Source organism: Marinilactibacillus sp. 15R, from assembly GCF_001895285.1.
Taxonomy (GTDB): Bacteria; Bacillota; Bacilli; order Lactobacillales; family Carnobacteriaceae_A; genus Marinilactibacillus; species Marinilactibacillus piezotolerans.
Map to the genome: position 1 here is coordinate 2,226,700 of NZ_CP017761.1, position 26,697 is coordinate 2,253,396.

The 26,697-nt window shown below is 36.1% G+C and carries 21 protein-coding genes and 3 pseudogenes; 7 read left to right on the forward strand and 17 right to left on the reverse strand.

What is annotated here, in order from left to right; translation table 11 throughout:
• Nucleotides 1-26 precede the first annotated feature (26 nt).
• From BKP56_RS11015 to BKP56_RS11035, 6 genes and pseudogenes are all read right to left on the reverse strand, one after another.
• A pseudogene (locus BKP56_RS11015) lies at nucleotides 27-1,359 on the reverse strand (MATE family efflux transporter).
• Between the two features lie 15 nt (nucleotides 1,360-1,374).
• Nucleotides 1,375-1,656 (reverse strand): metal-sensitive transcriptional regulator, encoded by a 282-nt coding sequence (locus BKP56_RS11020; RefSeq protein ID WP_072695122.1) that lies wholly within the window; start codon nucleotides 1,654-1,656, stop codon nucleotides 1,375-1,377.
• 468 nt (nucleotides 1,657-2,124) lie between these two features.
• Nucleotides 2,125-2,247, reverse strand: a complete 123-nt coding sequence (locus BKP56_RS14140; RefSeq protein ID WP_257786577.1) for a hypothetical protein — start codon at nucleotides 2,245-2,247, stop codon at nucleotides 2,125-2,127.
• Nucleotides 2,244-2,722, reverse strand: a pseudogene (lspA, locus tag BKP56_RS11025) (signal peptidase II). The gene BKP56_RS14140 and the pseudogene lspA overlap by 4 nt, the downstream one beginning before the upstream one ends.
• 168 nt (nucleotides 2,723-2,890) lie before the next feature.
• The gene (gene gpmA, locus BKP56_RS11030) at nucleotides 2,891-3,577 is read right to left on the reverse strand and encodes a 2,3-diphosphoglycerate-dependent phosphoglycerate mutase (protein WP_072695123.1); all 687 of its coding nucleotides are present in this window, start codon (nucleotides 3,575-3,577) and stop codon (nucleotides 2,891-2,893) included.
• Nucleotides 3,578-3,644: 67 nt separating this feature from the next.
• Entirely contained in the window at nucleotides 3,645-5,582 is a 1,938-nt protein-coding gene (locus BKP56_RS11035; RefSeq protein WP_072695124.1) for a heavy metal translocating P-type ATPase, read from the reverse strand.
• Nucleotides 5,583-5,857: 275 nt separating this feature from the next.
• Here BKP56_RS11035 and BKP56_RS11040 point away from each other — a divergent pair, with 275 nt between their 5' ends.
• The 3 genes from BKP56_RS11040 (at nucleotide 5,858) to BKP56_RS11050 (ending at nucleotide 9,686) form a co-directional block, all read left to right on the forward strand.
• Nucleotides 5,858-6,172 (forward strand): ArsR/SmtB family transcription factor, encoded by a 315-nt coding sequence (locus BKP56_RS11040; RefSeq protein ID WP_072696138.1) that lies wholly within the window; start codon nucleotides 5,858-5,860, stop codon nucleotides 6,170-6,172.
• A gap of 42 nt (nucleotides 6,173-6,214) precedes the next feature.
• Complete coding sequence (locus BKP56_RS11045; RefSeq protein ID WP_072695125.1) at nucleotides 6,215-7,123, forward strand: cation diffusion facilitator family transporter; 909 nt, start codon at nucleotides 6,215-6,217, stop codon at nucleotides 7,121-7,123.
• Between the two features lie 373 nt (nucleotides 7,124-7,496).
• Nucleotides 7,497-9,686, forward strand: coding sequence for an LTA synthase family protein (locus tag BKP56_RS11050; RefSeq protein ID WP_083540555.1), 2,190 nt, complete (start codon nucleotides 7,497-7,499; stop codon nucleotides 9,684-9,686).
• A 363-nt stretch (nucleotides 9,687-10,049) separates the two neighbouring features.
• Here the strand turns inward: BKP56_RS11050 and BKP56_RS11055 are convergent, their stop codons facing one another.
• From BKP56_RS11055 to BKP56_RS11065, 4 genes and pseudogenes are all read right to left on the reverse strand, one after another.
• A complete protein-coding gene (locus BKP56_RS11055) occupies nucleotides 10,050-12,224 on the reverse strand; it encodes a heavy metal translocating P-type ATPase (RefSeq protein WP_425434172.1) in 2,175 nt (724 codons plus the stop codon).
• A gap of 168 nt (nucleotides 12,225-12,392) precedes the next feature.
• A pseudogene (locus BKP56_RS14020) lies at nucleotides 12,393-12,539 on the reverse strand (cation transporter); the annotation flags it as partial.
• Nucleotides 12,540-12,567: 28 nt separating this feature from the next.
• A complete protein-coding gene (locus BKP56_RS11060; protein WP_072695128.1) occupies nucleotides 12,568-13,179 on the reverse strand; it encodes a CadD family cadmium resistance transporter in 612 nt (203 codons plus the stop codon).
• 16 nt (nucleotides 13,180-13,195) lie between these two features.
• A complete protein-coding gene (locus BKP56_RS11065) occupies nucleotides 13,196-13,561 on the reverse strand; it encodes an ArsR/SmtB family transcription factor (RefSeq protein WP_072695129.1) in 366 nt (121 codons plus the stop codon).
• A 476-nt stretch (nucleotides 13,562-14,037) separates the two neighbouring features.
• On the opposite strand from BKP56_RS11065, the gene BKP56_RS11070 reads away from it, so the two are divergent.
• The 4 genes from BKP56_RS11070 to BKP56_RS11085 all read left to right on the forward strand — a co-directional run bounded on the left by BKP56_RS11070 (nucleotide 14,038) and on the right by BKP56_RS11085 (nucleotide 16,603).
• Complete coding sequence (locus BKP56_RS11070) at nucleotides 14,038-15,009, forward strand: ABC transporter ATP-binding protein (RefSeq protein WP_072695130.1); 972 nt, start codon at nucleotides 14,038-14,040, stop codon at nucleotides 15,007-15,009.
• Entirely contained in the window at nucleotides 14,993-15,802 is an 810-nt protein-coding gene (locus BKP56_RS11075) for an ABC transporter permease (RefSeq protein WP_072695131.1), read from the forward strand. Before BKP56_RS11070 ends, BKP56_RS11075 begins: the two co-directional genes overlap by 17 nt.
• Nucleotides 15,803-15,915: 113 nt before the next feature.
• Nucleotides 15,916-16,335: a MerR family transcriptional regulator gene (locus BKP56_RS11080; protein ID WP_072695132.1), complete on the forward strand. Its 420-nt coding sequence runs from the start codon at nucleotides 15,916-15,918 to the stop codon at nucleotides 16,333-16,335.
• Entirely contained in the window at nucleotides 16,328-16,603 is a 276-nt protein-coding gene (locus BKP56_RS11085; RefSeq protein WP_072695133.1) for a glutaredoxin, read from the forward strand. The genes BKP56_RS11080 and BKP56_RS11085 overlap by 8 nt, the downstream gene beginning before the upstream one ends.
• Nucleotides 16,604-16,767: 164 nt before the next feature.
• Here BKP56_RS11085 and BKP56_RS11090 read toward each other — a convergent pair whose 3' ends face one another.
• The 7 genes from BKP56_RS11090 to BKP56_RS11120 form a co-directional block, all read right to left on the reverse strand.
• Nucleotides 16,768-18,435, reverse strand: coding sequence for an FAD-dependent oxidoreductase (locus BKP56_RS11090; RefSeq protein WP_072695134.1), 1,668 nt, complete (start codon nucleotides 18,433-18,435; stop codon nucleotides 16,768-16,770).
• Between the two features lie 61 nt (nucleotides 18,436-18,496).
• On the reverse strand, nucleotides 18,497-18,832 hold the full coding sequence (gene arsD / locus BKP56_RS11095; RefSeq protein ID WP_394810874.1) for an arsenite efflux transporter metallochaperone ArsD: 336 nt from the start codon (nucleotides 18,830-18,832) through the stop codon (nucleotides 18,497-18,499).
• Nucleotides 18,804-19,148, reverse strand: a complete 345-nt coding sequence (locus BKP56_RS11100) for an ArsR/SmtB family transcription factor (RefSeq protein ID WP_072695136.1) — start codon at nucleotides 19,146-19,148, stop codon at nucleotides 18,804-18,806. Before BKP56_RS11100 ends, arsD (BKP56_RS11095) begins: the two co-directional genes overlap by 29 nt.
• 134 nt (nucleotides 19,149-19,282) lie before the next feature.
• Nucleotides 19,283-21,025 carry an arsenical pump-driving ATPase gene (arsA, locus tag BKP56_RS11105; protein ID WP_072695137.1) on the reverse strand — a complete coding sequence of 581 codons (1,743 nt, stop codon included), beginning with the start codon at nucleotides 21,023-21,025 and terminating at the stop codon, nucleotides 19,283-19,285.
• Between the two features lie 15 nt (nucleotides 21,026-21,040).
• Nucleotides 21,041-21,406 carry an arsenite efflux transporter metallochaperone ArsD gene (gene arsD, locus BKP56_RS11110; RefSeq protein ID WP_072695138.1) on the reverse strand — a complete coding sequence of 122 codons (366 nt, stop codon included), beginning with the start codon at nucleotides 21,404-21,406 and terminating at the stop codon, nucleotides 21,041-21,043.
• 281 nt (nucleotides 21,407-21,687) lie between these two features.
• Nucleotides 21,688-22,011: an MSCRAMM family protein gene (locus BKP56_RS11115; RefSeq protein ID WP_257786588.1), complete on the reverse strand. Its 324-nt coding sequence runs from the start codon at nucleotides 22,009-22,011 to the stop codon at nucleotides 21,688-21,690.
• Between the two features lie 9 nt (nucleotides 22,012-22,020).
• On the reverse strand, nucleotides 22,021-26,556 hold the full coding sequence (locus BKP56_RS11120) for a SpaA isopeptide-forming pilin-related protein (RefSeq protein WP_072695140.1): 4,536 nt from the start codon (nucleotides 26,554-26,556) through the stop codon (nucleotides 22,021-22,023).
• Nucleotides 26,557-26,697: the final 141 nt, after the last annotated feature.

Consider the following 26,697-nt stretch of genomic DNA (forward strand, 5'->3'; position numbering starts at 1 on the left):
GAACTAGTAGTTAACTTAAACTTGGATTATGACCTTTGATATTCATTATCTAAGATCTTAATATTATTTTTAAATCTATAGACTAAAAATAGAGAACGTAAAGATAAGTCGATAGCAATTGACAACCACACGCCGGCTATACCTAGATTAAATATTTTCGATAATACAATGACTCCAACCACTCGAATAACCCACATACCAAATGCGGTACTGTACAAAGGTGATTTGGTGTCACCCATACCTTGTAGCGAACCAGTAGTAATCAAACTAATCGCTAAAACGGGCTGTGCGAATGAATCGATTCTAAGAGCTGTTACGATTTGATTAATAGCTTCAGAATCATTGGTAAATAGTGTAGCAAATAGTGGTGAACCGAAAAATAAAATGATACCTAATATAGACATGGATATCACCCCATATTTAGCTGCTGAGTAAGCGTAATGGCTAGCTTTAGATAAATCTTTTGCTCCGATACTATTTCCTACTAAAGTAGCGGAAGCTGTAGCTAGTCCATATGCAGGCATATAAGTGAAGCTTTCAATGTTTCCGGCAATAGAATGAGCTGCAAAAGTTTTTGCGCCAATACTGACGATTAAACCAAAATAAAGAACTTGGCCCAAACGCATGACTAAACGTTCTAGAGTAGCTGGAATAGTCAGGTTAATTAAAAATTTATAATTCGATTTTTTAAATAGAGTTGGAAAATCTATGGGACTACTCGATTTTTGAACTTTATTTAACAATAAAATTGTGCCTATTAATCGTGAAACTGCCGTACCAATTGCAGTTCCAATAACGCCTAATGCGGGTATGGGTCCTAAACCAAAAATCAGAATATAATCTAATACGATATTTCCTATGTTTACGACCGCAGTAACTTTCATTGGTGTTCTTGTGTCGCCAGTTACCCTTAATATACTCCCTAAAACAGTCATAAGGGAGATAAAGACAGACGTCCCTCCGACAATATAGAAGAATTGTGTCGAATAAATTAAAACTTCATCTGAAGCTCCCATAGTCGCTAACAACGGTTTTCCAAAAAAACAGAGAGACAAGAGAGAAAATAAGGCCTACAACAAGAGCTAAAACAACCGATTGGTTTGTAATTTTTTGGGATTCTTTTTCTTTATTTGCTCCTAAATATTGAGCAATTAAGGCAGACGCTCCCACTCCTAGCGCAATAAACACCGCCAAGTAGACATTTAATATAGTGTTAGTAACACCAACTGCTGTTACCGCTAGCAATCCAATTCTAGAAATCATCATCGTATCGATAAAACCAACGAGTGTCTGTAAAATATTTTCAATGGTGGCTGGAATGGCTAAAGAAAGAACTTTATTTTCTTTTAATTTTTTCATGAATGATTAACCTTCCTAAATCATCTTGCTATATTGTTTGATAGCGCGACGTAAACTTTCTAATTCTTTTTCAGTTTGGCCACTTGAAACAGCATCCATAAAAGTATGATCCGCATGAGCTTCCAATAAAATTTGACTAATTTTTTGTAGCGCAGATCTTGAAGAGTTCAATTGGACAATAACCTCATCATAAGGACGATCGTCCATAATCATGTTTTTTATCCCGCCGATTTGACCTTCAATACGATTAAGACGTTTAACTATATTTTCTTTGCTATGATCTGGATGGTGTGCCATAAAATTCCTCCTATAATTCATTATAGGGTATAGGGCATACCCCTATACCCTATAATGAATTATAGAATTGAGTACAAAAGAAGTCAACCTGTAGGGAGAATTATGGAAAATTAGTTAAATGAATTTTGTTTAAATAATAAAGCAGTAAAATTCTATTAAAATGAAGCCAGATTATACATTTAAAGAAGAGATTATACTGGCTGTACAATTATATTATTGTTCATAAATCTAGTTAGTTACGAGAGTAAAATCGCTGCAAAAGTGACAAGCGAATAAAGGGTATGATTGATTTTCAAGAAATATTTTTATCATCTTTAGTTACCTAAAATTAACTTATATAAGATTGACGGAGATCGAAACAAAAATAAAGAGATATAAAACGAATTTCAACACAAGCTAGTGGAAACTATTTATTTAGGCGGTTGATGATTTTTCCACATTTTTATGAGAAAGGCAGTAATCAAAAGTTCAAATTGAAGAAAAAGCTAATTCCGGCGTAATACTGGAATCAGCTTCTAAGATAAACTCCCTGACTCTTTTTAATTGCTTTGGATCGAATACTATATTGGCCCTTTCTATCGCTCGTCTCATTTCCCTAATCCCTTTTTGGATGCAATGCCCTCCTCTTTTTCGAAAAAGAGGAGGTAGACCATCAGGGTACCCACTCCGATGGTAAGGAAAACATCTGCTACATTGAATATCGGAAAATCAATGAAATCGAATCGAAACATGTCTATAACATAGCCTAAGCGCATACGATCAATGAAATTGCCCAAAGCACCCGCCAGGATGAAAGAAAAGCTGATACCAGATAAAATACTCTTCTGTGGCAAGTTATGGAATGTGTAGATCAGGTACCCTACTATCAGGATGGTGATGATGAAAAAAAACCCATCCTCCCTGGCAATATTCCCCAAGCGGCTCCACGATTCTGAATGTAGTACAGGGAAAAAAATTCTGGAATAACTTCCAGCTCATCGTATAAGGAAAAATTCTGGACAATTTTCCATTTGACCATTTGGTCTATGGCAATCAAAACAGCTGCCAGTAGGTAATATAAAATCATAAATAACCTCTCTTTTCAGTGATACAACCACTATTTATTATATACAACAGGAACCAAGGAAGTATAGTTCCTAACTAGCAAATTGAGAGATACAGGATCTCTCTAGTTTACATTAATATACGAAAAACTCGTACATAAGAAATTTCTTCCTATGACGAGCTCTCTGACTTAAGGATAATATTTTCTAATAACTTCTAATCCCTCATTTAATTCATAAACAAGTGGTTGTCCTGTCGGTATCTCTAGTTCCATGATTTTATCCTCAGGTATATTTTCCATATATTTCGCTAACGCTCGAATGGAATTACCATGGGCAACTACTAAGACGGTTTTCTGATCTAGAATTGCCGGTGCAATTTCATCTTCCCAAAAGGGCATAACCCTGGCCAACGTAATTTTCAAGTTCTCACCCATTGGGATACTCCGTTTTTGTAAATGGGCATAACGTCGATCATTTAAAGCAGAATTAGGATCCTCTGGTTTTGCTAGTGGAGGCAGCGTATCGTAGGATCGACGCCAAATCTGAACTTGCTGAATACCAAATTTCTCAGCAGTCGCTTCCTTGTTGAGTCCTTGCAAAGCTCCATAATGGCGCTCGTTCAAACGCCAGGTTTTGATTTCAGGTACCCAGAGTTGATCGGAATCCTCTAAGATAATGTGACAAGTTTTAATGGCTCGTTTCAAAACAGAAGTAAAGGCTAAATCAAACTCTAATCCAGCTCTTTTGATTTTAAGTCCCGCTTCGTGAGCTTCTTTCAGCCCTAACTTCGTAAGATCAACGTCCACCCAACCAGTAAATTGATTCAACGCGTTCCATTCGCTTTGACCATGGCGCACAAAGACAACTCTTTTCACGTTTATCCCCTACCTTCATTATTTAATCGATTTTTTCTTATACCCATTAATATTAACTATCAGTTGATTAGGTAGACCGTAGCAATCGAAGTCCGTTTAGTATAACAACCAAAGTACTTCCTTCGTGGATAATGACACTAATCGCTATATCGGTTAAACCCAATAAACTAGCTATAACTAAAAAGGCGACAACAGCCATAGAAAAAATAATGTTTTGCCAAATGACACGATTCATTTTAGAAGAAATATTATGGGATTGGACTAATTTTAATAAATCATTTTTCATTAAAACCAGGTCAGATACCTCTACCGCAACGTCGGTTCCGTCACCCATAGCGATTCCCACATCAGCATTCACAAGCGCGGGTGCATCGTTTACACCATCGCCCACCATTGCTGTTACACCATATTTTTCTTTTTGCTCGTCTATAATACGTGATTTGTCTTCCGGCATGACATTCGCAATTACTTCATCTATTCCTAATTGTTTAGCAACTGCTTTTCCCGTCATTTCTGAGTCTCCAGTAATTAGGGTAGTGTGTATACCTTGTTTTTTGAAGTACTCAATCGTTTCTTTTGCATTTTCACTAGGAATGTCCATAAGGGCAATAAGTCCTACAACTTTTTCCTCTTCTGATACGTATACGACTGTCTTACCTTCTGAAGCCCACTCATCATTTAGGCGAATGTATTTATCTGCAACATTTGAAAAAGAAGTTGGCTTACCTATACGATAGTTTTTACCTTTGTAATCTCCTGTCAATCCTTTACCAATTTGATTTTCTACTTCCATATCTAATTTATTTTTTTGTTCAAATTTTCTTAGAATGGCATCTGCTAAGGGATGATTAGATTCTTTTTCAAGAGCCACTACGATATCAATCATCTTTTCTTCGTTTACGCTATCAGCAAAATAATAATTGGTTACTTCTGGTTTTCCTTTCGTTAAGGTTCCCGTCTTATCAAAGCCAATGGCTTGAATATCGGCTAATTGCGACAAATAAGAACTTCCTTTTGAAAGCACGCCTCTTTTGGCTAGATTAGAGGTTGCTGATAATGTTACAGATACGGTAGCTGCTGCTAAAGCACATGGAGAAGCTGCGACTAAAAGAACTAATCCTCTATAAATACTTTGTGACCAAGTCCAATCTAACATCAAAGGTGTGAGTAATATGAAGAGTGGAATCGCAATTAAAACAACTGTCACATATTTCGGTTCAAACTTTTGGATAATACTGGCAGCTTTCGTTTGATTATTTTGATTTTGATTAACTAATTGTAAAATCTTTGAAAAGACAGTATCTTTATTTTCTTTTGTGACTTCCATTGTGAAACTACCCGTTCCATTAATCGTACTCCCAAAAACCCCGTCTCCTTTAGATTTTTCTTTAGGGATACTTTCTCCATTGATAGAAGATTCGTCAATGGAGGTATTCCCAGTTAAAATGACTCCGTCAATAGGTACTTGATCTCCGTTCAGTACCTGGAGTTGGTCCCCTACTTTTAGTTCATTGACATCAACAATCTTTGTATTTCCGTCAGACATGATTAATCTTGCAGTCGTCGGATTCATTTCAAGTAATTTTGTGATTTCTCGTTTGCTTCTACCTTCAGCATAATCTTCTAAAAAATGCGCCCCAGAGAAAATGAGAATCAGCAATGTTCCTTCCCAGAAATTACCGATCAGTGAGGCCCCCAATGCAGCTAATCCCATTAAGATATGGGAGTTAGGCGTAAATCTCTTTTTAGATTTTGTATTCTCAATCGTTTCTCCAATTCCTTCAAGAAGAATAACATGGTAGCCCGCACTAATCGAAGCAATTGAAAACAAACTATTTTGTAATAAACTATTTTCTCCATCTAGAAATAACGCAATTATGGCTAATGCTAAACCAATAAAGTACAAAATAATGGGCATCTTTCCGTGATCATGGTCGTGATTGTGACCATGTTCATGACTATGATCATGACTTTCATGGGATTTTTGTTTTTGAATATTTTTCATTTTCTCTCACCTTTCTAAACAGATATAATTACCTTTGCTCTAAAATCGTAATGATTACGAACTATAACTGAGTAGTCATTCATATGTTTGTGTGCTCATTATATATCAGAAATTGAACTCTGTCAAAGTATTTCTCTTTATTCTTATTTCTATTTACTACCAAAAAAGCAGGAAGGTAACTTTCTTAGTCTCATAAACAAAATCTTTGCTTTCTATATGGTATGTGATATCCTAAAGAATGAGCAAACAATCATATGAAGGGATTGAGATTATTTATGAACACCCCACAACCATATCAAGTAGATAAAGCATCTACACAAGAAGTAAGTAAGCTTTTTAAAATCATCAGTGACCCCACACGACTTTCAATTCTTTTTCTGCTGCATCATGAAGAACTTAGTGTAGGAAATATTGCCCTCTCTTTAGATATGGAACAATCTGCTGTTTCTCATCAACTAAAAACATTAAAAGATTCACGTTTAGTGAAATCAAAAAGAGCAGGTAAAAGCATGATCTATAGCCTCGATGATCACCATGTTTTCAGCCTTCTCGAACAAGTTTTAACTCATATTAAAGAACAAGAAAATTAATGGCTGGCGGTAATCATAGTATAAGTGAAGGAGGATTTTCGAATGTCAAAAACAGACAAAAATCATGACGACACTCATCAGAATCAACCTAAAAAAAATATAAAAATTGCTTTTTTTGTTAATTTTATTTTCTCTATAAGTGAATTTGTATTTGGTTTTCTTTTTAACAGTGTATCGATTATGTCGGATGCTATCCATGATTTGGGAGACTCCATTTCCATTGGATTTGCTTGGTTTTTTCAAGAATACTCAGAGAAAAAGAAAGATGAAAGGTTCACTTTCGGTTATAAGCGCTTTTCCCTGTTAGGGGCGTTGATAACAGCAGTGGTATTGATAGGTGGATCATTCTTCATGATTTATCGGAGTATTCCACGTCTGATTGAACCTCAACCTGTGAATTATAATGGCATGTTCTGGTTGGCTATCGTGGCCATTGCTTTAAATGGATATGCGGCTTGGATTCTAAGCAAGGGGAGCTCTAAAAATGAGAGTGTGTTGAACCTCCATATGTTGGAAGATGTATTAGGATGGATTGGAGTCTTGGTTGTAAGTATTGTAATGAATTTTACCGAGGCTTATCGTTTGGACCCTGTTCTATCGATTTTAATTGCGCTCTACATTCTGTATAAAACCTTGCCGGAATTTTTCAATACCATGAGAATTTTATTGAATGGTTCCCCTAACAATGTAAACGTAAATAAACTTGCTGATTCCATCAATAACGTTTCCGGTGTAAAAGATTTCTCCCATCTTCACATTTGGTCATTAGACGGGGATGAAAATGCTCTTATTGTTAGTGTCCTTATAGACTCGACAGACGTAAATAGGGCACGAAAAATCAAAAAAGAAATAGCTGAGATTGCGTATGAATCTGATGTAAAAAAACATCTCACGATAGAAATAGCTATAAGTAAGGAAGAATTCGAAAAAGGATACTCCCGTATTACTTAAGGTAATTTTAAAGAGCTACTGACAACCGCTTTACAAACAAAAAGAGATTGGGATATAACTTTGAAGTTATATCCCAATCTCTTTTTGGCTATAAATCTAACCGGCACTATCTCATTTCTTTCAAAAAATAAATAACGTACATAAATAATAATGAAGAGAATTAACTTCTTGCAGAAAAATTTTTCTTAAAAGAAGTGTTTAATAAAAAATCTCAATCCATTCTTCGTACCTACATTGAAGACTCCTGTACTCTAGTTTTATTGACTACCCTATTGATTAATTGTAAAATGAAATATGGTAGAAAATTACAATAAACATACAAAAAATATACAAAATAAGATCTATATTTTTACAATATCGCTGTTTATTTAAAATGGCACGTACTAGTTTGTGTGTGTTCAAAAAGGAGGCAATATCTGTGTCACAACTAAAACATGTTCTTTCTAAACGACTTGGCTTTTTTACCTTTGCAGTGATTCTGTTTTGGTTAAAATCGTATTTAGTCTATCAAGTTGAATTTGAACTTGGTGTTGAAGGATTATTCCAAGAGTTCATCTTATTTATCAACCCCATTGCAACTACCGTATTCTTATTCTCTATCGCTCTTTACTTTACGAAGTCTAAAAAAGCGTATGGAGCATTGTTCGTTGTTTATTTCTTAACGAGTTTGCTCATCTACTCAAATGTACTTTACTACCGTGAGTTTAGTGACTTTCTAACAATTTCAACTATACTTGGTGCCGGTAAAGTATCAAACGGTATCGGCGCTAGTGCTTTTGCTTTATTGCGTCCACAAGATATTCTTTACTGGTCTGATTTCTTTCTACTGTTGTTTATGGCATACAGCAAAAAATCTCCTATCAAAATGGACCCACGTCCAATGTTGAAGCGTTATGCAGTTGCAGCAACCACTTTAGGCATGACTTTATTTGCAGCCAACTTGGCTTTAGCGGAAAGCAATCGACCGCAATTATTGGCACGTACTTTCGACCGTAATTATATTGTGAAATATTTAGGCGTCAACTTTTTTACTGCCTTTGACGGTTACCAAACGGCTCAAAACAACCAAATGAAAGCTAGCGCTGATGAATCCGATATGGAAAATGTATTGGGTTACGTTCAAGATCATCATGCTGAACCAAACACCGATTATTATGGTGTCGCTGAAGGCAAAAACGTGATTTATCTTCAATTGGAAAGCTTCCAGCAATTTTTAATCGATTATCAGTTAGAAGATGAAAATGGCGAACTTCATGAAGTCACACCTTTCATCAACAGCCTTTACGATAACCAAGACAGTTACAGTTTTGAAAATTTCTACAATCAAGTCGGACAAGGAAAAACAGCTGATTCAGAGATGTTAGTAGAAAATTCTTTATTTGGTAGTTCTCAAGGTGGAGCCTTCACCCAATACGGTACTGCGAATACTTTCCAATCCGCTTCTCAAATTTTACGTTCCGAAGCTGGATATACTTCAGCAATGTTCCATGGAAATGTAGGTTCATTCTGGAACCGTGATAACACGTACAAATCATTCGGTATTGATTACTTCTTCGATGATGAGTATTACACGTTTACTGAAGAAAACAAACTTGAGTATGGTATGAAAGATAAAATTTTCTTCCAAGAATCCATTCAATATTTAGAACAATTGCCACAACCGTTTTATTCAAAATTCATTACCGTTTCAAATCACTTCCCTTATCCTTTAGATGAGGCAAATGTTGATTTCCCTGCAGCCACAACTGGTGATAATACCATTGATAACTACTTCGTTACTGCCCATTATTTGGACCAAGCAGTGGAAGAATTCTTTAATTATCTCAAAACTTCAGGATTATATGAAGATTCGATTATTGTCCTATACGGAGATCATTATGGTATTTCTAATGCCCGTAATGAATCTTTAGCTCCTTTGCTTGGAGAAGATCCTGAGGAATGGAACGGCTACAACAATGCAGTCATGCAAGAAGTTCCAGCTATCTTCCATGTCCCAGGTGCAGGCAATGGTGAAGTCTTCGATACCTATGGTGGACAAGTAGATATGCTCCCTACTCTTCTTCACTTGTTAGGCATTGAAACCACTGATAATGTCTTAATGGGAACAGACTTGTTCTCAGAAGAACATGATGAAACGGTTGCTTTTAGAAATGGAGACATTGTATCACCGAAATATACTGTAAATGGTTCAGTTATTTACGATACAAAAACCGGTGAACAAATTTTAGAACCTTCTCAAGAAGTACTAGATGAAGTGGAACAATTAAAAGCCAATGCCAATCAACAGTTAAGCACTTCTGACAGTATCCTGCAGAGCAATTTATTGCGTTTCTATACTCCTGAAGGATTATTGCAAGATGACATAGCTGATTATGATTATCAAAACCAACTTGAAAAGCTAAAACAAATTAACGAACAGCTCGGCGAAGAAGCAACGAGTTTGTATTCTCGAAACGGACGACAATCAACTGTTCCATTGTATGAGACCAATGCTCCTGAGTTAGCCGATAAAACTAATGATGGAATCGCGGATTATGAAACAGTTCCTGAACCAACTGAATAATCTGTCACTACAGAAGGGAACAGAACAAATAATTATTATGAGCTGGAGTGGATACTCATGTGTAAAAAAAACACTTGAGCATTCTCCCCAGTTACTTTTTTAAAGTGGACTCTTTTTGTAAGCAAATATTTGGAAATAATTGTATCTTATTCAGATTGAAAACATTTTAGGACATATGTTGCTGTTTCAATAGTAAAATAAAGGCGAGTGTTTTGAATATCTATTTAACTATTTGAAATAGACAAAAAAGGTAATTGCACAAATGCAATTACCTTTTTTAAATTACCGGGAGGTTTTGTCCTACCCTTTTTTGTTAACTTGAACTGATAAAATATATGCCACTATAAGAATGAATTAAAAGTCTTACTTATTTAATATTCTCATTGAATTTAATACCGCTATTACTGTTACCCCCACATCCGCAAATACAGCTTCCCACATAGTGGCAATTCCAAAGGCTCCTAGGACTAAGAATAAGCCTTTCACTCCAAGTGCAAAGAAAATATTTTGCCAAACAATGCGACGGGTGTTCTTAGCGACTTGCATGGCAGTGACAATTTTAGAAGGTCTGTCATCCATAAGAACTACATCTGCAGCTTCTATCGCTGCGTCTGATCCTAAACCTCCCATAGCAATCCCAATATCTGAGCGTGCTAGCACAGGCGTGTCGTTAATTCCATCCCCTACGAAAGCAACTTTTTCGTTTTTTTCTTTCCGAGATAAAATTTCTTCAAATTTTGCTACTTTATCTTGAGGAAGTAACTCGCTATAAACTTCTGTAATACCTAATTTATTCGCTACTGCTTCCCCAACTTTTTTCGAATCTCCGGTTAGCATGATAATGTTCTTGATTCCTAATTTCTTCATTTCAGCAATACTTTCAATTGCGTCATCTTTAATCGCGTCTGAAATAAGCAAATGTCCGGTGTAAACCTTATCTACAGCTAAGTAAACAACCGTTCCAATTTCTTGTACTTCCGTAAAACCAACAGAAAATTTATCCATTAGACGGGCATTTCCTGCTAACACTTCTTTTCCACCGATGGTGGCTTGAATTCCATGACCAGAAATTTCGTTATAAGCGGTAATTCTTTCTTCTTTAATATCTCTTCCATATCGCTCTTTAATGGAATCCGCAATAGGGTGAGTAGAATGAGCTTCGGCGTAAGCCGCTAATTCAAGCAGTTGCTCAGAATTGACTCCATTCTTTGGTTCAATAGTTGTTAATTCAAATTTTCCTTTTGTCAATGTACCCGTTTTGTCCATCACCACGTATTTAAGATCGTTCAGACCTTCGAGGAAATTGCTGCCTTTTACTAAAATCCCTTTGCGGGAAGCAGAACCAATCCCACCAAAGAAACCAACTGGAATCGAAACGACTAAAGCACAAGGGCATGAAATGACCAAAAAGATACTTGCCCTGTATATCCATTCATTAAATGTAGCTCCTGGTATTAACAATGGAGGAACAATTGCCAATAATGCAGCAGCTATAACCACAATAGGAGTATAGTAGCGAGCAAATTTGGTAATGAATTGTTCTGTAGGTGCTTTCCGTCCGCTAGCATTTTGGACCAAATCTAAAATTTTCTTCACAGTCGACTCTGCAAAGGGCTTTTCTACAACTACTTTTAGCAAGCCGTTTTTGTTAATAAATCCGCTCAAAATAGAGTCTTCTGGCTTTACGCTCCTTGGAACGGATTCGCCTGTTAAAGCAGAAGTGTCCATCGCCGAAGTACCTTCCACTACTTTTCCATCCAAGGGTACTTTTTCGCCCGGACGAATGAGAATAAGATCTCCAATCTTAATGGTTTCAGGAGCAACTTTTTCTACGTTGTTTCCTGTGACTAAGTTGGCATAATCAGGTCGAATATCCATTAAATCCGCAATGGAGCGACGGGATTTTGAAACAGCAATATCTTGGAATAGTTCTCCGACTTGATAAAAAAGCATGACTGCCACAGCTTCGGGGTACTCTTGAATATAGAAAGCACTTAACGTTGCAATGGTCATTAGAAAATTTTCGTCGAATACTTGGCCTCGAAAAATATTTCTAATGGCACGCCCTACAACATCATAACCAGTGATTAAATAAGCCAGTATGAACAACCCAAGCGAGGCTTGTCCAGCCATAGGAAGAAACATTCCGGTCACTAATATTCCTAATCCTAGTATTAAACGAATAATGGTCACTTTAGTTTTGTTTCCAAACAGATTGACCAGAGAAGCTCTATTCGTCTGTTTGTGGCTAGTCTCATCTTTAGCAGAAATTGATTCGATAGAAGTCGAATTTTTATGAGAATCAGTTCCATTTCCAACCAATGTACCGTCCACTTTTTTTCGCAGAACGACGTCAGGTTCTAAAGTTCCTACTGTTTGTTTTACACTAGCCAATACGTCGTTTTTATTTCCACCTGCTACCTCAAAGCTCAGTGTCTCTGTCATAAAATTGACATTGCTGCTTGTAACCCCAGGAACTGTAGCAACTCCTCTTTCCACTTTGGCGGCACAGTTTGCACAATCGATTCCTTCTAATATCCATTCGTAGTTCTTTCTATCATCTTTTAAATGACTTACCTTGATTAATGGCGGGTTTATTTCAATCAACCTGCCGTCCACTTTATTTTTTAAAGTAACATCAGGCTCCAATTTTTTAACTTTTTGTTGCACATTGGATAAAACAAGATGTTCTTTTTCCTCTGTCACTTCGAAACTCAAGGTTTCTGTCATATAGTTCACACTACTATTGGCGACACCTGCAACCTTGGCGACGCCTCTTTCTACTTTGGCTGCGCAGTTTGCACAGTCGATTCCTTCTAATATCCATTCATGGGACTTTTTATTTTCACTCATCGTTTGCTTCCTTTCCTAAATAGGACCTCTACAAACCTAATATAGTTTGGATGGTTCCATTTTCTATCATAATAAAAATCCCTAATCCAATAAATACGATAGGTACAATGATTCGTTCATATTTTTCTAGCGTTTCAGAGACAAAAGAAATTTTCGCCAATTTATAACTGATATAGCAAAGAACCGCAACAGAGATAGCAAATACGATTAAAGCAGTGACAATCGCTGGAAAAGATAACGAGGTAAAGTAAGGAATATAGATTCCTAAGTTATCGCCACCAGAAGCAATCGTTATTAAGGAAACGGTCCAAAACAAACGATTCGTTCCTCTAGATCCTAACTTTTCGATGACTTCCCCTTCTTCTTCCTCCTCTTCGCCTACAAAAGCCACACGAATCCCTAAGTAAATAGGAATTAATCCCAGAAGACCAATGATCCAATCTTGAGGAATAAAATTCAGCACGTATGCTGCAAACAAACTTATGGCTACCAAGATTCCTGTTCCGAGGTATTGACCCAAAAAAATCTGACGGAGACCTTTTTTAGTATGGCTTTGAGAAAAAATAATCAGCAAGATAAATAAATAATCAATGCTCGTAGAAATGTAAACAGCGAGAGCTGAAATAATGCTTTGTAACAAGTTAATTTCCTCCAAACTAAGATTTCACAGATAAACTTTCTGACAACTTTAAAAAAGCACGAATAGCGGAAAGTACATCTTCATTTGCTAAAGAGTAATAAACCATTTTCCCGTCTTTTCGTGACTTTGTCATTCCGTGTTTTTTTAAAAAACGCAAATGGTGCGACGTTGTAGCGATACTAGCATCCAATATTGCAGCTAAATCACAGACACACATCTCCTTGTACGTCTCTAAAGCATAAAAAATCTTAATTCGAGAAGAGTCTACAAAACATTTTCCTAACACAAGTAAACTGGATAAGTCCTTATCATTTAAATTATTTTTGATAATTGCTACTTTCTCTTTATGTATAATATTCGTTGCACACACATCTGTATCCATTTAATTTCACCCCTACTCATTCAAACGACCTTTTGAATGAAGTATATCTAGTTAGATCCCCTCTTGTCAATATCCTTATTTCTAACAGTTAGTTTTTATTAATTTCAGGCAGAACTCATTAGTGGCTTGACGTTAATTGCCTTGATTCTAGCCAGAGGAACAACTTCCCGTTAGTAGCTTTTCCGGCCAAATATCTTTTAGATATCAAAACTGTGGCCCAGAAGTGGAGCAGGATAAAGCAAATTGCATAACTTAATATACAGAAGACAATTAGGAGTTCCTATAAACTGACCCCTATGAAGAGAGCTCTTAAAAGAAAGTCCTCTTCATAGGGACCAGTTTATTTAGTTGTTTCTTTATCTTTTTCTATCATTCTAAAATACGTTTTTTATATAGAAGAGTTATAACACTTGACCCCGTACCTAACTGCAGACTATATAATGAAGTAGAATTTAAAATAGGAAGGTGAGAACAGAATGGCAGACACTATACTCAAAGCAATAAATGTAAAAAAAGATTTTGTTCTTTCTAAATCTCGAAAGATTGAAGCCGTTAAAGGAATCAATTTAGAAGTTCAAGCGGGAGAAATATTTGGGTTTCTCGGACCTAATGGTGCAGGGAAAAGTACCATGATTAGTATGCTGACGACCCAGAGTAAACCAACATCTGGAGAGATATTCATTAATAATCAACAGATTTTAGAAAATCCTGCTCGGGCTCGCAAAAAAATTGGTGTCGTTGCTCAACATAATAATCTTGATAAAGGACTGACAGCACGAGAAAATCTCACTTACCATGCTAAGTATTTCGGGTTAGATGATTCCACCGCCAATCAAAGAGCAGATGAATATCTCGAAAAGTTTGGATTGAAAGATCGCCAACATGATTATGTCAAAAGTTATTCCGGTGGAATGGCACAACGTTTAAAAATTGCTCGAGCAATCATTCACCAGCCAGATATTTTATTTTTAGATGAACCGACAACAGGGTTAGACCCCGCTTACCGAGCTATCCTTTGGGAACAAATATTAACATTGAATAAAGCAGGCACGACTATCTTTCTGACAACCCATTATATGGAAGAGCCAGAACAATTATGTGACCGAATTGCAATAGTGGACAAAGGAGAAATACAGGCAATTGGAACAACTGAAGAGCTAAAAGAATTAATTCCAGCTAATAACATCATTTCCATTACATTTTCCAATTTTTCTTCTGATATTGCTAAACAAGCAAAAGAGTTACCAGAGGTCGAAAATATAGTGGTGAAAGAAAATGAATTACTACTGTATGTAAGGACTGCCCATCCAAATTTCAATCCAATTATGGAATGGATAAAGACATTAGATACTTCATTAGAGACAATCAGCTTGAGCAGAAGTACTTTGGAAGATGTATTTATTCATTTAACAAGCAAAGGAGGCACTGAGAATGGCAGAACAGAATAACAGACTCTCAACAAATTACTGGGTAACATTTAAAGCCATGGTGAAAAGAGATTTGGTCGTTCAGAGTCGGGATAAGTGGGAGTTCGTTTTTCGTGTAGCGATGTTGCCTTTTATGCTTATTCTATTGTACGGATATATATTACCGAGAGTAGGACTTCTTCCCAGCGCATTTCCGACTCAAATGTTTCCTGGGATCGTGGGAATGAGTATTCTAGTCACTGGGATACACGGAACAGCGATTCCGTTAACTATGGATTTTAATGTATCTAGGGAAATTGAAGATCGGTTAATGGCTCCAGTGAATGTTGGAGTCGTTGCTTTAGCCAAAATGTGCGTAGGTATTATAGAAGCTTGGATAGGCGGCTTAATTGTCTTACCTCTTTCTTTGATTTTTATGAGGAACTCCTTAGACTTGACCCTTACATTACAAGGTATCCTCATGTTGCTCCTGATTATCTTGCTTGCCTCTATTTCTTCAGCAACGCTTGGGTTGCTCGTTGGGACTATTATAAAACCAAGCCAAGTTGCTGCAATGTTTCCAGGTTTTTTAATTCCCTTAGTTTTTTTAGGATCTGTATTCTTTTCCTGGGACACATTAGATGTGACACCCATTATACAATTTGTCGTATTGCTAAATCCGTTAGTTTATGTGAACGAGGCTCTGCGATTTGTTTTAACCCCTCAAATCCCTCATATGCCTATAACTATTAGCATTATTGGTATAGTAGTTAGCATTTTGATTATGGGATATTGGGGGAGAAAGAGATTTATTAAGATGGCGAACGGTAAGTAAAGTCGTCCATTCACATGTTAAAATAGAGACATATGAGAGTATAAAAAATTAACTGATTGGTCTTGACCTTATACCTAGGTACAGGGTGTATAAATGAAGAAGAGGGTGAGAGAGTGAATGGCTTAAAAATAAGCGAGATTGCCGAAAAGTCCCATGTCAATATTGAAACAGTGCGGTATTATGAAAAACGTCAGCTTATTCCTGAGCCTCCAAGAACCGAGGCAGGTTATCGCATTTTTTCTTTGGAAGATGTAGATCGCATCAAATTTATTAAACGCTCACAAGAGCTAGGTTTTACGCTCAATGAAATCAAGAAACTCATTTCTATTACGGACAATGAAACTCAATTTGATTCTGAAGAAGTCTTTCAGTTTGCTACCCAAAAAATTAATGAGATTGAAGCACAGATAAAAGACTTAGAAAAAATAAAAGTAGTTTTACAAGATTTATCCGCTCAATGCGCTGGAACAGGTAGTTCTCAATGCGGGTGTCCAATCATTAAGAGTTTAACAGGAGGAGATAATAATGGCTAAAAGAATAGTCGAAGTTTTCACTGCAGGTTGCTATCTATGTGACAATGCGGTTCAACAAGTAAAAGAGCAAGCATGCAAGAATTGTGAAGTCGTAATATATGATTTGAACAAAAAGTGTGAAACAAAAGAATGCGAAACGAAAGCAAAGGAATACGGAATAGAAACTATTCCAGCAGTTGCAGTGAACGGCCAGTTGGCCAACTGTTGTAGCAACAGAGGGATTGACTTCGAGGTTTTGAAGAACGCAGGGTTGGGGAAAATAGATTAAATTCTTTAATCTATTTTCCGTACTAACACGAGACTGTATTTCTTTATAAAGTCTAAATACCCGTTATCAACTGCAACAAGCCGTTTAATGTTCCTTAGCTCATTCGCTATTGCTTATAATAAAAAAACCAGACAGCTAAAATATGCTGTCTGGTTTTTTTTTATCTATTTCGACTTCGATTCTAACATTTTTACATAACTTTGGTAGTTCTTGTTTCCGCCAGAAAGATTATAAACTTCGTTGAAACCATGGTTTAGCAACACATTTTGTGCAGCATTGCCCGTCGTGCCTTTATTGCAGTACGTTACAGTAGGGACATTCTTATCTAGGTTTTCTAAATGGCTTCTCAAATCATATAAGCCAATGTGAACAGCTCCCTTAACATGAGATTTTTCATGATCTTTTTTCGAACGCGTATCAATTATTTGCATTTTCTCGCCATTTTCTTGACGTCTTAAAATTTCCTCTGGGGTAATCAATGGATTTCTGTGAAGCGCATTGTCCAATGCCATACCCGTGTAGAGGACTGGATCTTTCGTAGTTGCAAATGGTGGCGCATAGGCTAAATCCAGGTGGAAGAGATCTTCTGCTTTGGCTCCAAATGTAATGGCTGTTGCAAGTACATCGATTCGTTTATCTACTCCGCCTTTTCCAATCACTTGTGCACCTAAAATGCGACTCGTTTCTTTATCAGCTAAAGCTTTAATCGTTAATTCTTTCCCACCAAGATATTCAGCATGATCTGGTTTGATATTATATAGAACTTCAACTTCATAACCTTCTGCTTTGGCTTCTTTCTCTGTTAGACCTGTTTGCCCAACATGCAAATCAAAAATTCGGAAAATTCCGGTACCTAATACGCCGCGATGTTCTAGGTTTCCGCCAGTAATCACATCTCCAGCAATTCGACCCATTTTATTGGCCGTTGATCCTAATGGACGGTAGATGGGTTTTCCTGTAATCACAGAGAAGCTTTCTGCCACGTCTCCAACGGCATAAATATCTGGAAGATTGGTTTGCATTTTTTTATTCACCGCAATCGCTCTTGTAGCTCCAATTTCCACACCAATCTCTTTAGCTAGTTCAGTGTTTGGACGTATACCTGCAGACAAGATGACGATATCTGTTTCAATCGTAACCCCATTTGTAGTTGTTACTCTCTCTATTGAGGATTCTCCTTCAATGGATTTTACCGTATCATTCAGGATAAGATGAACTCCTTTTTCACGCATATGTTCTTCCACTCGGAAAGTCATATCCGCGTCCATGGGTGGCATTACTTGGTCTTCCAACTGGACGACCGTTACCTCTAATCCTTTGTGAACTAATTGTTCTGTCATTTCTAAACCGATAAATCCAGCACCAATAATCAAAGCTTTTTTAGGCTGTTTCGTTGAAAAAGCAGCAAAGTCTTGAGCGTCTTGAATATTACGCACTTGGAAGACATTATCATATTGATTTTGATTAAATGGAGGTGGCGTGAATGGTGAGGCTCCAGTGGCCAAAACTAAGACATCGTAATGGTCTTCTTTGGTTTCTCCAGAAGCTAAATCTTTTATTTCGAGTGTTTTCTGCTCGTGATTTATTTTAGTTACTTTATGTTCTGTAAAGATATCTACTTCATATCTTTTTTTGAACCATTCTGCATTACGTGGTGTTAAAGAATCGATACTTTCAACTTCCCCACCCATTTGATAAGGAATTCCGCAAACGGAATAAGAAATGTCTTTCCCTTGATCATATACTACAATTTCTGCTTCTTCTGTGTTTCTTCTTGCTTTTGCCGCTACAGATGTGCCCGCAGCCACTGATCCGATTATTACAATTCTCATATTTCCCAGCTCTTTTCTTTAAAGTAATTTCGTAACTCATGATTTTCTTTCATATCAAAAATTAGTTGCTCACTGACGTTCCTATAGGAACGTCGAGATAACTTTCGATTTCCTTATTGGAAGGATATGAATTTGTCTTAACAATCTCGTCATTCACTACAGTTATCGGCAAAACTTCCATGCCTTTTTCTTGTAGCATTTCACTGACCTTGCTATTGCGAACGAAAGAGTTCGGATTGTTGGATAAATTATAGCGTACAGCTTGAACGCCTTCTACTTTCTTTAATTCTTTAATAACGGAAGTCACTCGTATCAAATCTTTATCTATTGAAGGACCACACACTCCCGTACTACAACACATTGCTGGCTCATAAAGAATTAATTTTTTCAAATCCACTCTCTCCTTCCAGATTAGAGTCAATGATACATACACATCTTTCCGAAGGAGAAAAGACAGCTGCTGTATTCTCAATTAATTGTTCTACGCTTTCTTGATTAATGGAATAATTGTGCCAAGTTCCACTTTTTTCAGTAGTCACCAGGCCTGCCTCTACCAGTATTTTTATATGATGGGATAAAGTGGGTTGAGTAAAATCAAAATGTTCCAGCACATCACAAGCACACATTGTTCCACAAGAAAGCATATCTAATATTTTCACTCTCTTAGGGTCAGATAAAGCTTTCATCGTTCTTGCATAAGATTCATAGTCCACTTTTAGAACTCCTTTCATCCTTGTTCTACTTAATTCTTAATATAGACGATATTCTATATATACACAATATTTTTTCAAAAAAGAAAAAGCCATACATAGAAGCCTATTGTCTATGTATAGGATAATTATTATTGCTAATTTAAAATAGTTTCTATTACTGAACCTTTTACTTCTGTATGACTCCATTCAACCACCGCAAAATGATTGTCAGATAATTCTGCTACTTTATTAATCCAAGTCACTTCGCCTTGAGCACGAGCCATTAAAATTTCATTGGTCGTACCGCTCGCTAACATGCTATTGTTTAATAACCACCACGTATGTGCGATTCCTGCACGGTCTAAATCTTCTTGTAGACGCATTGATTCATAAACGGGGGTATTTTCCGGTAAAGTTACCATAACCACTTCAGTTTGTTTTGGATCTTGTAAAACTGGCAACAATCTGCGAACTGCCTCAGGCACTTCACCAGAAGTTCTTTCTACTTCTTTCGCATAGCTTTGGGAAGAATCTAATAGTAATAGCGTGTGACCAGTTGGCGCAGTGTCAATCACCACTACATCGCAGTCAGCTGTAGCCACGATTTCTGCAAATCTTCTGAAAACAGCAATTTCTTGGGTACAAGGAGAACGCAAATCTTCTTCAACATAATCTAACTCTTCAGAAGACATCGTTTCACGAGATTTAGACAACACTTCTTCTTTATAATCCGCTAGTTCTTTTTTCTCGTCGATATGGCTCATTTTAATCGAGTCCGACTCTTGTATAACAAAACCCAAATGTGCCGCAGGATCTGTTGTGGCTAAATGAACTTTTTTCCCTTTAGCGGCCAAACCTGTAGCGATAGCAGCCGCAATCGTCGTTTTACCAACGCCGCCATTACCCATAGTGAAAATAACTTTTTTATGCGTCCGATTTAACTCATCTACAATGTGTTGCAATTTAGGGTAGGCATTTACTTCTTGCGCTTTTACTACGACATTTGCTTGATCTGATTTTAAGAGCGATCGGAGATTTTCCACACCTGTAACGTTATAAGAACGTAGTGGAACCATAAATGCTGGGAATTGTTTCAAATTTTCAGGCATATTTTTTAAAGTCAATTGTTGTTCATCATATATCTTTTGAGAAATACTATCCGTCGGTCTTTCTAATAGCCCGTTGATAATGAGTTGTTGGTTTGAAACACCAATTTCTTTTAATTCTTCTGACGCTCTATTGGCTTCAATAAGCGGTCCATTTTGTGGGCGACTCACTAACATTAAAGTTGTCTTTGCCCCATCGGCTAATGTATCTACTGCATGTTTGTACATCTCTTGTTTATCGCCTAACCCTGATAGTTGTCCCATACAGGAAACTCCAGTAGTATTTTCGTCCAAGAAACTACTCCAAGCAGAAGGAAGCTGCAACATTCTTAATGTATGTCCGGTTGGTGCTGTATCAAAAATAATGTAATCATATTTAGCTTCTACTTCTGGATTGGTCAGAAATCCTGCAAATTCATTAAAAGAAGCAATTTCTACAGTGCAAGAACCTAATAATTGTTCTTCCATATTGGCTACAGCTGATTCTGGTAGTACTCCTCTATAAGGACCTACTACACTTTCCATGTAATCATTCGCAGCAGTTACCGGATCAAAGTTGGCAACCGTTAACCCTTTGACTTCTGGAATTTCTAGACCGCTATTGGTTAATTCTTTATCAAAAACATCTTGCAAGTTGCTAGCCGGATCCGTACTAACCAACATAACGTTTTTTCCGCTATCCGCTAATGATACCGCTGTAGCACAAGCCGTAGACGTTTTTCCTACGCCGCCTTTACCAGTAAAGAAAAGATATTTTGTAAGATTTAATTGTTCTGGTTGATAATTTCTCATTTTTTTTAAATCCTCCTAACAACATCCTGAGTTGGGTCCGCAACAGCCACCAGTATCTGAATCCATTGGCACAAATTGTACTCCTGTAAAGGCTGTTATTTCTTCCATTGAAGGGTAATCGCCAACTTTAACAATTTCACCGTTTAATAAAGTGACTGGTAAAGCTTCCGCACCTTTTTCTTGTAATAGCGTGCTCAAAGACGCATTGTCAACGAATGCTTGAGGGTTGCTAGACAAGCTGTATCTTGTTGCTTGAAAACCATCTAGTGTATCTAAAGCATTAATAACTGAAGTAATTTGTAATAAATCCTCGTTTACGGATGGTCCGCATACCCCTGTAGCACAGCACATTGCTGGTTCATATATTGCTAATTCTGTCATCTTCTATTCGCTCCTTTTATATAACTAATTTAATAAGCGTACATAGATAAGTATCTATGTAAGTAATATAGACCTTCATCTATGTATAGTCAATAAAAAACAGATTTTTTGTCCGAATTCTGACTATCAGTTCATTTGATACAGGATTCTACTCAATTTTATGTATTTAAACAAGAAATAATAAAACAAACTTGCAAGTACACTTATAAATGTACTCGCAAGTTTGTTTATTGATTCCTAATGTAAAGTAGAAAAACTACCTGTCTTTAACTACAAATTATTTATTTTAAATATAGGAAGTCACTAGTGTTGCATGAAACATAATATGTTTCATGCAACACTAGTGCGTCAATGTTTCTAATTTCAAAGACTGCTCCTTGTAAACCATTATTCCTGGAATCACTCTTAGATATTCTCACACTTCCCTGGTAATTAATTGCCTCTCCTGCATCGACTGTTTGTACTGCCCCATTTTCTGAAAAAACAATCTCAAACTCAATTGGCAGTGTATTTAAAAGATAGCCTTCTGGTGCAGCAGTTTCTTGAATTGAATATTTTCCAGGTGCAAGTCCTTCAGCCATTACTTTTCCGGATTCATCTGAAATTAAGTTGTCTTAGATCAGATTGTTCTCTTGATCTCTAATTTCAAATTCCGCACCTGTTAACGGTAATCCATTAGTATCGATTTTATTTAATTCAACAGATCCTTTATAGTTCAAGAAGTCTCCAGCAGTTACAACTACTGGTTCTCCTTTGTTACTTGCATTTATTGTGAAATCTGCAGAATCCTTATTCAGGATATAGCCTTCTGGTGCAGCAGTTTCAATGAAAGAATATTCACCAGGAACAAGTCCTTCGACAAATATTTCTCCATTTGTATCTGAAACCAGATTTTCTTTAATAACCGATCCCCCTCTTAAAAGAGTAAATTCAGCACCGGATAATGGTTCTCCTATAACGTTTGTTTTTACTAATTTAACTTTCCCCTGGTAGTTGACAAAGTTATTTAATTCTAACGGAGATGGTTCACCTAAACTTTCATTTTCAATTGTAAAAGTGACCTCTTCCGTATTTAAGATATAATCTGTAGAAGCTGTAATTTCCTTAATAGTATAGTCTCCAGGTGCCAATCCAAAAACCTCAACGAAACCATTCTCATCGGATGTTACTTCAGTGGTAAATCCATTTGGACCAGTGATTTCAAAAACAGCTCCTGGCAATGGTTCTTCTTTTTCATTTAATTTATACCATTCGACGCTACCTTGATAATTGATGATATCAATTGTAGGAACAGTTTGCGTCCCATTACTATTAATTGAAATCGTAAATTCTACACGTTCTGTGTTTCTAATATATCCATCTGGTGCAGCAACTTCTTCTATGAAGTAATTCCCAGGTTCAAGATTCTCGACTGTAATAATCCCATCAAGAGCTGTAATGCTTTCCCTTACCAGATTATTCTCACTATCATAAATATTATAAGTTACTTCATCGTTAATAATAGAAGTACCAGAATTGGTTATTTCAATTTTCTCTATATTTACTTTTGTTAATGAATTTTTCAGATCTAAAGTTGTTACCTCATTTTCTTCAGTATTATTTAAAGTAACAGACATTCCTTCAGCTAATTCATCGCTTATTATATATCCATCTGGTGCTTTTGTTTCTCTTAAGAGATAAGTTCCTCCTCTTAATCCTCCAAATAAAAGTTCTCCATTACTATCGGTCTCACCAACTCTTAAAACTTGTGAGCCGTCTTCGGTAAGCAACTCAAAAACAGCACCTTGTAAAACTTTATTCTCGCTTTCATCTGTCTTTTGCAAAGCTAAAGAACCGCGAATACTAGAGCCGCTTCCACCCCCAACGTTGCTTTTAACAATATCAACTTCGTTTTCTGACGATTCAATAACTTCCACATTCAATCCTTCAACTTTAAAAGTATTACTTATGCTCTCCCCTTTATTTGTTAAAGGATCAATAAAGGAACTATATTCTAATATATACGCTTCTGTAATCTCATCGTTAAATGATAAAACAAATTCCTGATTTCCCGTTGTATTATCTGTTTCTATAGAAAGTGTATAATCCTTATCCTCTTCTAAAAGGTTATCAGTTTTTGTTAATTTTCCTGTCTGATCTACTGAAGCTTCGTAAACTCTAAATGTATCTTCTAATAAGACTGAATTCAAATCAGGATTATCTGTTAATACAAAGTTACGAATTCTTGAACGGTTGGGGTTCAAATAAACTGTCCAGTCTGCTCTTTCGTTTGCCTCTCCAGCTTGTTCTCCAAATTTATCACCATACTCTCCACCATAAGGGATAGGAACTGTAGCATCTAGGTTAAAAGTATTTTCTCCATTTGTGATGACTGCTTGATTAGCTACTTCACTGTCTTGAATTAGATCATCTTCAAATTTTATATCAAAACTGATACCTACTGCTGTGCGAGTTCCCAGCAATTCTTCTTCTAAAGTAATGGTTAATTTTTTATTATTCTCAGTAGTAGGAAGATCAATTCTATATGCATCGCTATTTAAAGGAATTTTATTTAATATATCACCCGTCTGATTAACTTCATAACTATATACTGTTATAGAATCTTCGATTATTTCTTGATTTTCTGGAATCTGGTCTTCAATCGTATAAGGCGACTGAATTGGAAGCCTTGCATAGTTTGTGTTAACTTCCCAAGTAATTCGTTGAGTTGTTGCATTATATGTTCCAGACTTAACACCATTGCTTGCAGTGAATTTCGTATCTCCACCACTGATATCTCCAGTACCAACTGTATAATCTGTATCCCCTTCGCGCCAATCAATAGATGCACTGTTTTTATATACTCCAGTTCCATCGGAATTTCTTTCAAAATGAGTAGTATAATCAATCATTAAAGGTTCATTTATTGGTTCAGTAAATTCCAATATAAATCCATTTCCTGAACCATTTTCAGGATTTGCATCAATTGTATAACCGGTAAATTCTTCTCCCTGAGCATTAACTATTTTTAACTCAAAACCTGAATGATTAGCTGCATTTTCGATTAAAGATAACCCATCTCCTGTAAAGACATCAGTTAACACTAGATTCTCCATCAAATATCCATTTTTATTGATGTCAATTCTCCATGATATTGTTTTTTGGTTAATATCTAAATTTGTTCTTCTTTTGATGATTCCTTGTTGAGTCCATCTTCCGCTGCTACCGTCGGTTCTTTCTGTACCCGTTTCAACAGTGTTAGAAACAGTACCACTGTTATCTACAATACCAGTCCCTTTTGATCCAACCAATTTGGTCATATATTTAATTTGATAAGCTTGCTGGTCAATATCTTCAACAAAGTTCAATTCAAATCCAGATTTATCCGGATTTATTGTTAGCTGATAATTGGAAGGATCAATAGGTGTTTCGTCTACTACCGCATTTCCATTTTCATCAATAGAAACAGGGTAAACAGATAGATCATCTGCATCAAGTTCCATCACTCCCGCAGGATTCCATGAATCTTTGATTAAACCAATTTCTGAATCAATATATTTTTGATTATAATTGTAATTTATTGTCCAATCGAATGTTTGAGTTTCTGAATTATATTCAGGATCTAATTTCTCAATCTCTTTTCCAAATCCACTGCTTACAGTAGATTCAGCCGGATAGATTTCATTATTATTTTCAAGTACAGCTCTGTTCGTGAATGTCTGCGTTCCATCAAATCCTTCACTAGGTTCTACAATTTCAGTTGTATAGTTTAATCGATATGCCTGCTTAGCTTCTTCTTCATTAAGATTATTAAAATGTACAACAGGATTCCCTTCCTCATTTACTTCAATTGAATATTTGCTTGGATCTAATACTTCTTGCTCAGTTCTGTCACCTTGCGGATTCATCTGAAGTATAATGACTTCCATACTATTATCTTTATAATTCATATTTGTTGGAATATTATCAGTGACTGTTGCATTTACTAATTTGTTTAAAGCAGTATTAATATCGACTGTCCAATAAGCCTCAGAGGAATTAAACCCTTCATTGTTTATTGTTCCTTTTTTATCGATCAACGCTCCACCTTTGGGTGTAACTGGAAAATTAATCGTAAAATCAGGAATATTTTCAAATGCGATTTCTTGTTCAATAGATTCGCTTAATTCTTGTTCATCTAAAGTAATTTCAAACCAGAAATTACCATTTACATCATCACCATCAACATATTCATTAAATTCAAAAGTCACTAAGCCATCAGCATTGACTGTCCAAGTACCCACTTCACCAAGTAGTCCATTAGTTCCAGCAACAGGTTTGAATTCTGCCGGTAAGTTAAATGTGTAAGTATCCCCAGACTGCACTGTATGTTGGTCAATTAATTCCCAGTCAAAGTATAATCTTCCAATTGGACTGGCATCAAGATTATATGGATAGTCAGCGCCATATTCTTGTTCATCTCCGTCAGTAAATCTGACGTTAGAAAAAATGATCTGATCATCAATATTTTGCATAGCAGTTATTTCAGCAGCTTTTGGTTGATAATTAGTATTACTGCTAGTACCCTGATCTGCAGCATCTGTCACTGAACTTGAATCATCAGTCTCTTTACCCTTATTCTCATCGACTAAATTTACTTCATCATTCTCTTCCGAAGAATTTACAATTGAAGGTTCTGTATTATTCTCTTGGTTAGAATTTATAAAAATTGTTTTTATAATTGCAGTATCATTGATGATAAATTCTAAATCCTGTTCTCCAGTATATTCATCTTCTAATTGTAATGAAACACTTATATTGCCTTCTCCTACAGTATTAGGATTTGCCAATAACATTATTTGATTAGCAGAAACTAAATATGTGCCTACTTCTTTTCCTTTATCATCAATTAATTTGCTTTCAAACTGTTGACCATTTAATTGTTCTGGAAGCGAAATAATCGTTTCAATTTCATCATCAGTACTTTCAAACTGCCAATTCAAAGACAGATTGACCGGAGATTCACTATCAATTTCTGATATTTCCTCACCCGAATCATTTGTCAAAGCTAATTGACTGATTGTTATTTCTTTTTCTGTATCAAAACTTTCAGCAATTACAGTAAATGGTATTGAAAATATTTGCTGTAACAGAATAATAAACGTTAAAACATATACACTCAATTTCTTCATGTGATTTCCCCCTATATTTAATGACTATTTAAGATATTCAGTTTCGGAATGTACTGATAATTACAAAAATATTATCAGAAGAATGCATATTGAGTGTATCAAATATTACACATTTTACATTTTCAATAATTGCATGCTACA

Excerpts from the sequence above, each read along its gene's own strand:
- BKP56_RS11035 (WP_072695124.1), bottom strand. The coding sequence starts at position 5,582 with ATGAAAAATATTCAAAAACAAAAATCCCATGAAAGTCATGATCATAGT.
- BKP56_RS11045 (WP_072695125.1), top strand. The coding sequence starts at position 6,215 with ATGTCAAAAACAGACAAAAATCATGACGACACTCATCAGAATCAACCT.
- BKP56_RS11120 (WP_072695140.1), bottom strand. The coding sequence starts at position 26,556 with ATGAAGAAATTGAGTGTATATGTTTTAACGTTTATTATTCTGTTACAG.
- BKP56_RS11050 (WP_083540555.1), top strand. The coding sequence starts at position 7,497 with ATGGCACGTACTAGTTTGTGTGTGTTCAAAAAGGAGGCAATATCTGTG.
- arsA (WP_072695137.1), bottom strand. The coding sequence starts at position 21,025 with ATGAGAAATTATCAACCAGAACAATTAAATCTTACAAAATATCTTTTC.
- BKP56_RS11040 (WP_072696138.1), top strand. The coding sequence starts at position 5,858 with ATGAACACCCCACAACCATATCAAGTAGATAAAGCATCTACACAAGAA.
- BKP56_RS11070 (WP_072695130.1), top strand. The coding sequence starts at position 14,038 with ATGGCAGACACTATACTCAAAGCAATAAATGTAAAAAAAGATTTTGTT.
- BKP56_RS14140 (WP_257786577.1), bottom strand. The coding sequence starts at position 2,247 with ATGAGACGAGCGATAGAAAGGGCCAATATAGTATTCGATCCAAAGCAA.
- BKP56_RS11065 (WP_072695129.1), bottom strand. The coding sequence starts at position 13,561 with ATGGATACAGATGTGTGTGCAACGAATATTATACATAAAGAGAAAGTA.
- BKP56_RS11020 (WP_072695122.1), bottom strand. The coding sequence starts at position 1,656 with ATGGCACACCATCCAGATCATAGCAAAGAAAATATAGTTAAACGTCTT.
- BKP56_RS11090 (WP_072695134.1), bottom strand. The coding sequence starts at position 18,435 with ATGAGAATTGTAATAATCGGATCAGTGGCTGCGGGCACATCTGTAGCG.
- BKP56_RS11075 (WP_072695131.1), top strand. The coding sequence starts at position 14,993 with ATGGCAGAACAGAATAACAGACTCTCAACAAATTACTGGGTAACATTT.
- arsD (WP_072695138.1), bottom strand. The coding sequence starts at position 21,406 with ATGACAGAATTAGCAATATATGAACCAGCAATGTGCTGTGCTACAGGG.
- BKP56_RS11085 (WP_072695133.1), top strand. The coding sequence starts at position 16,328 with ATGGCTAAAAGAATAGTCGAAGTTTTCACTGCAGGTTGCTATCTATGT.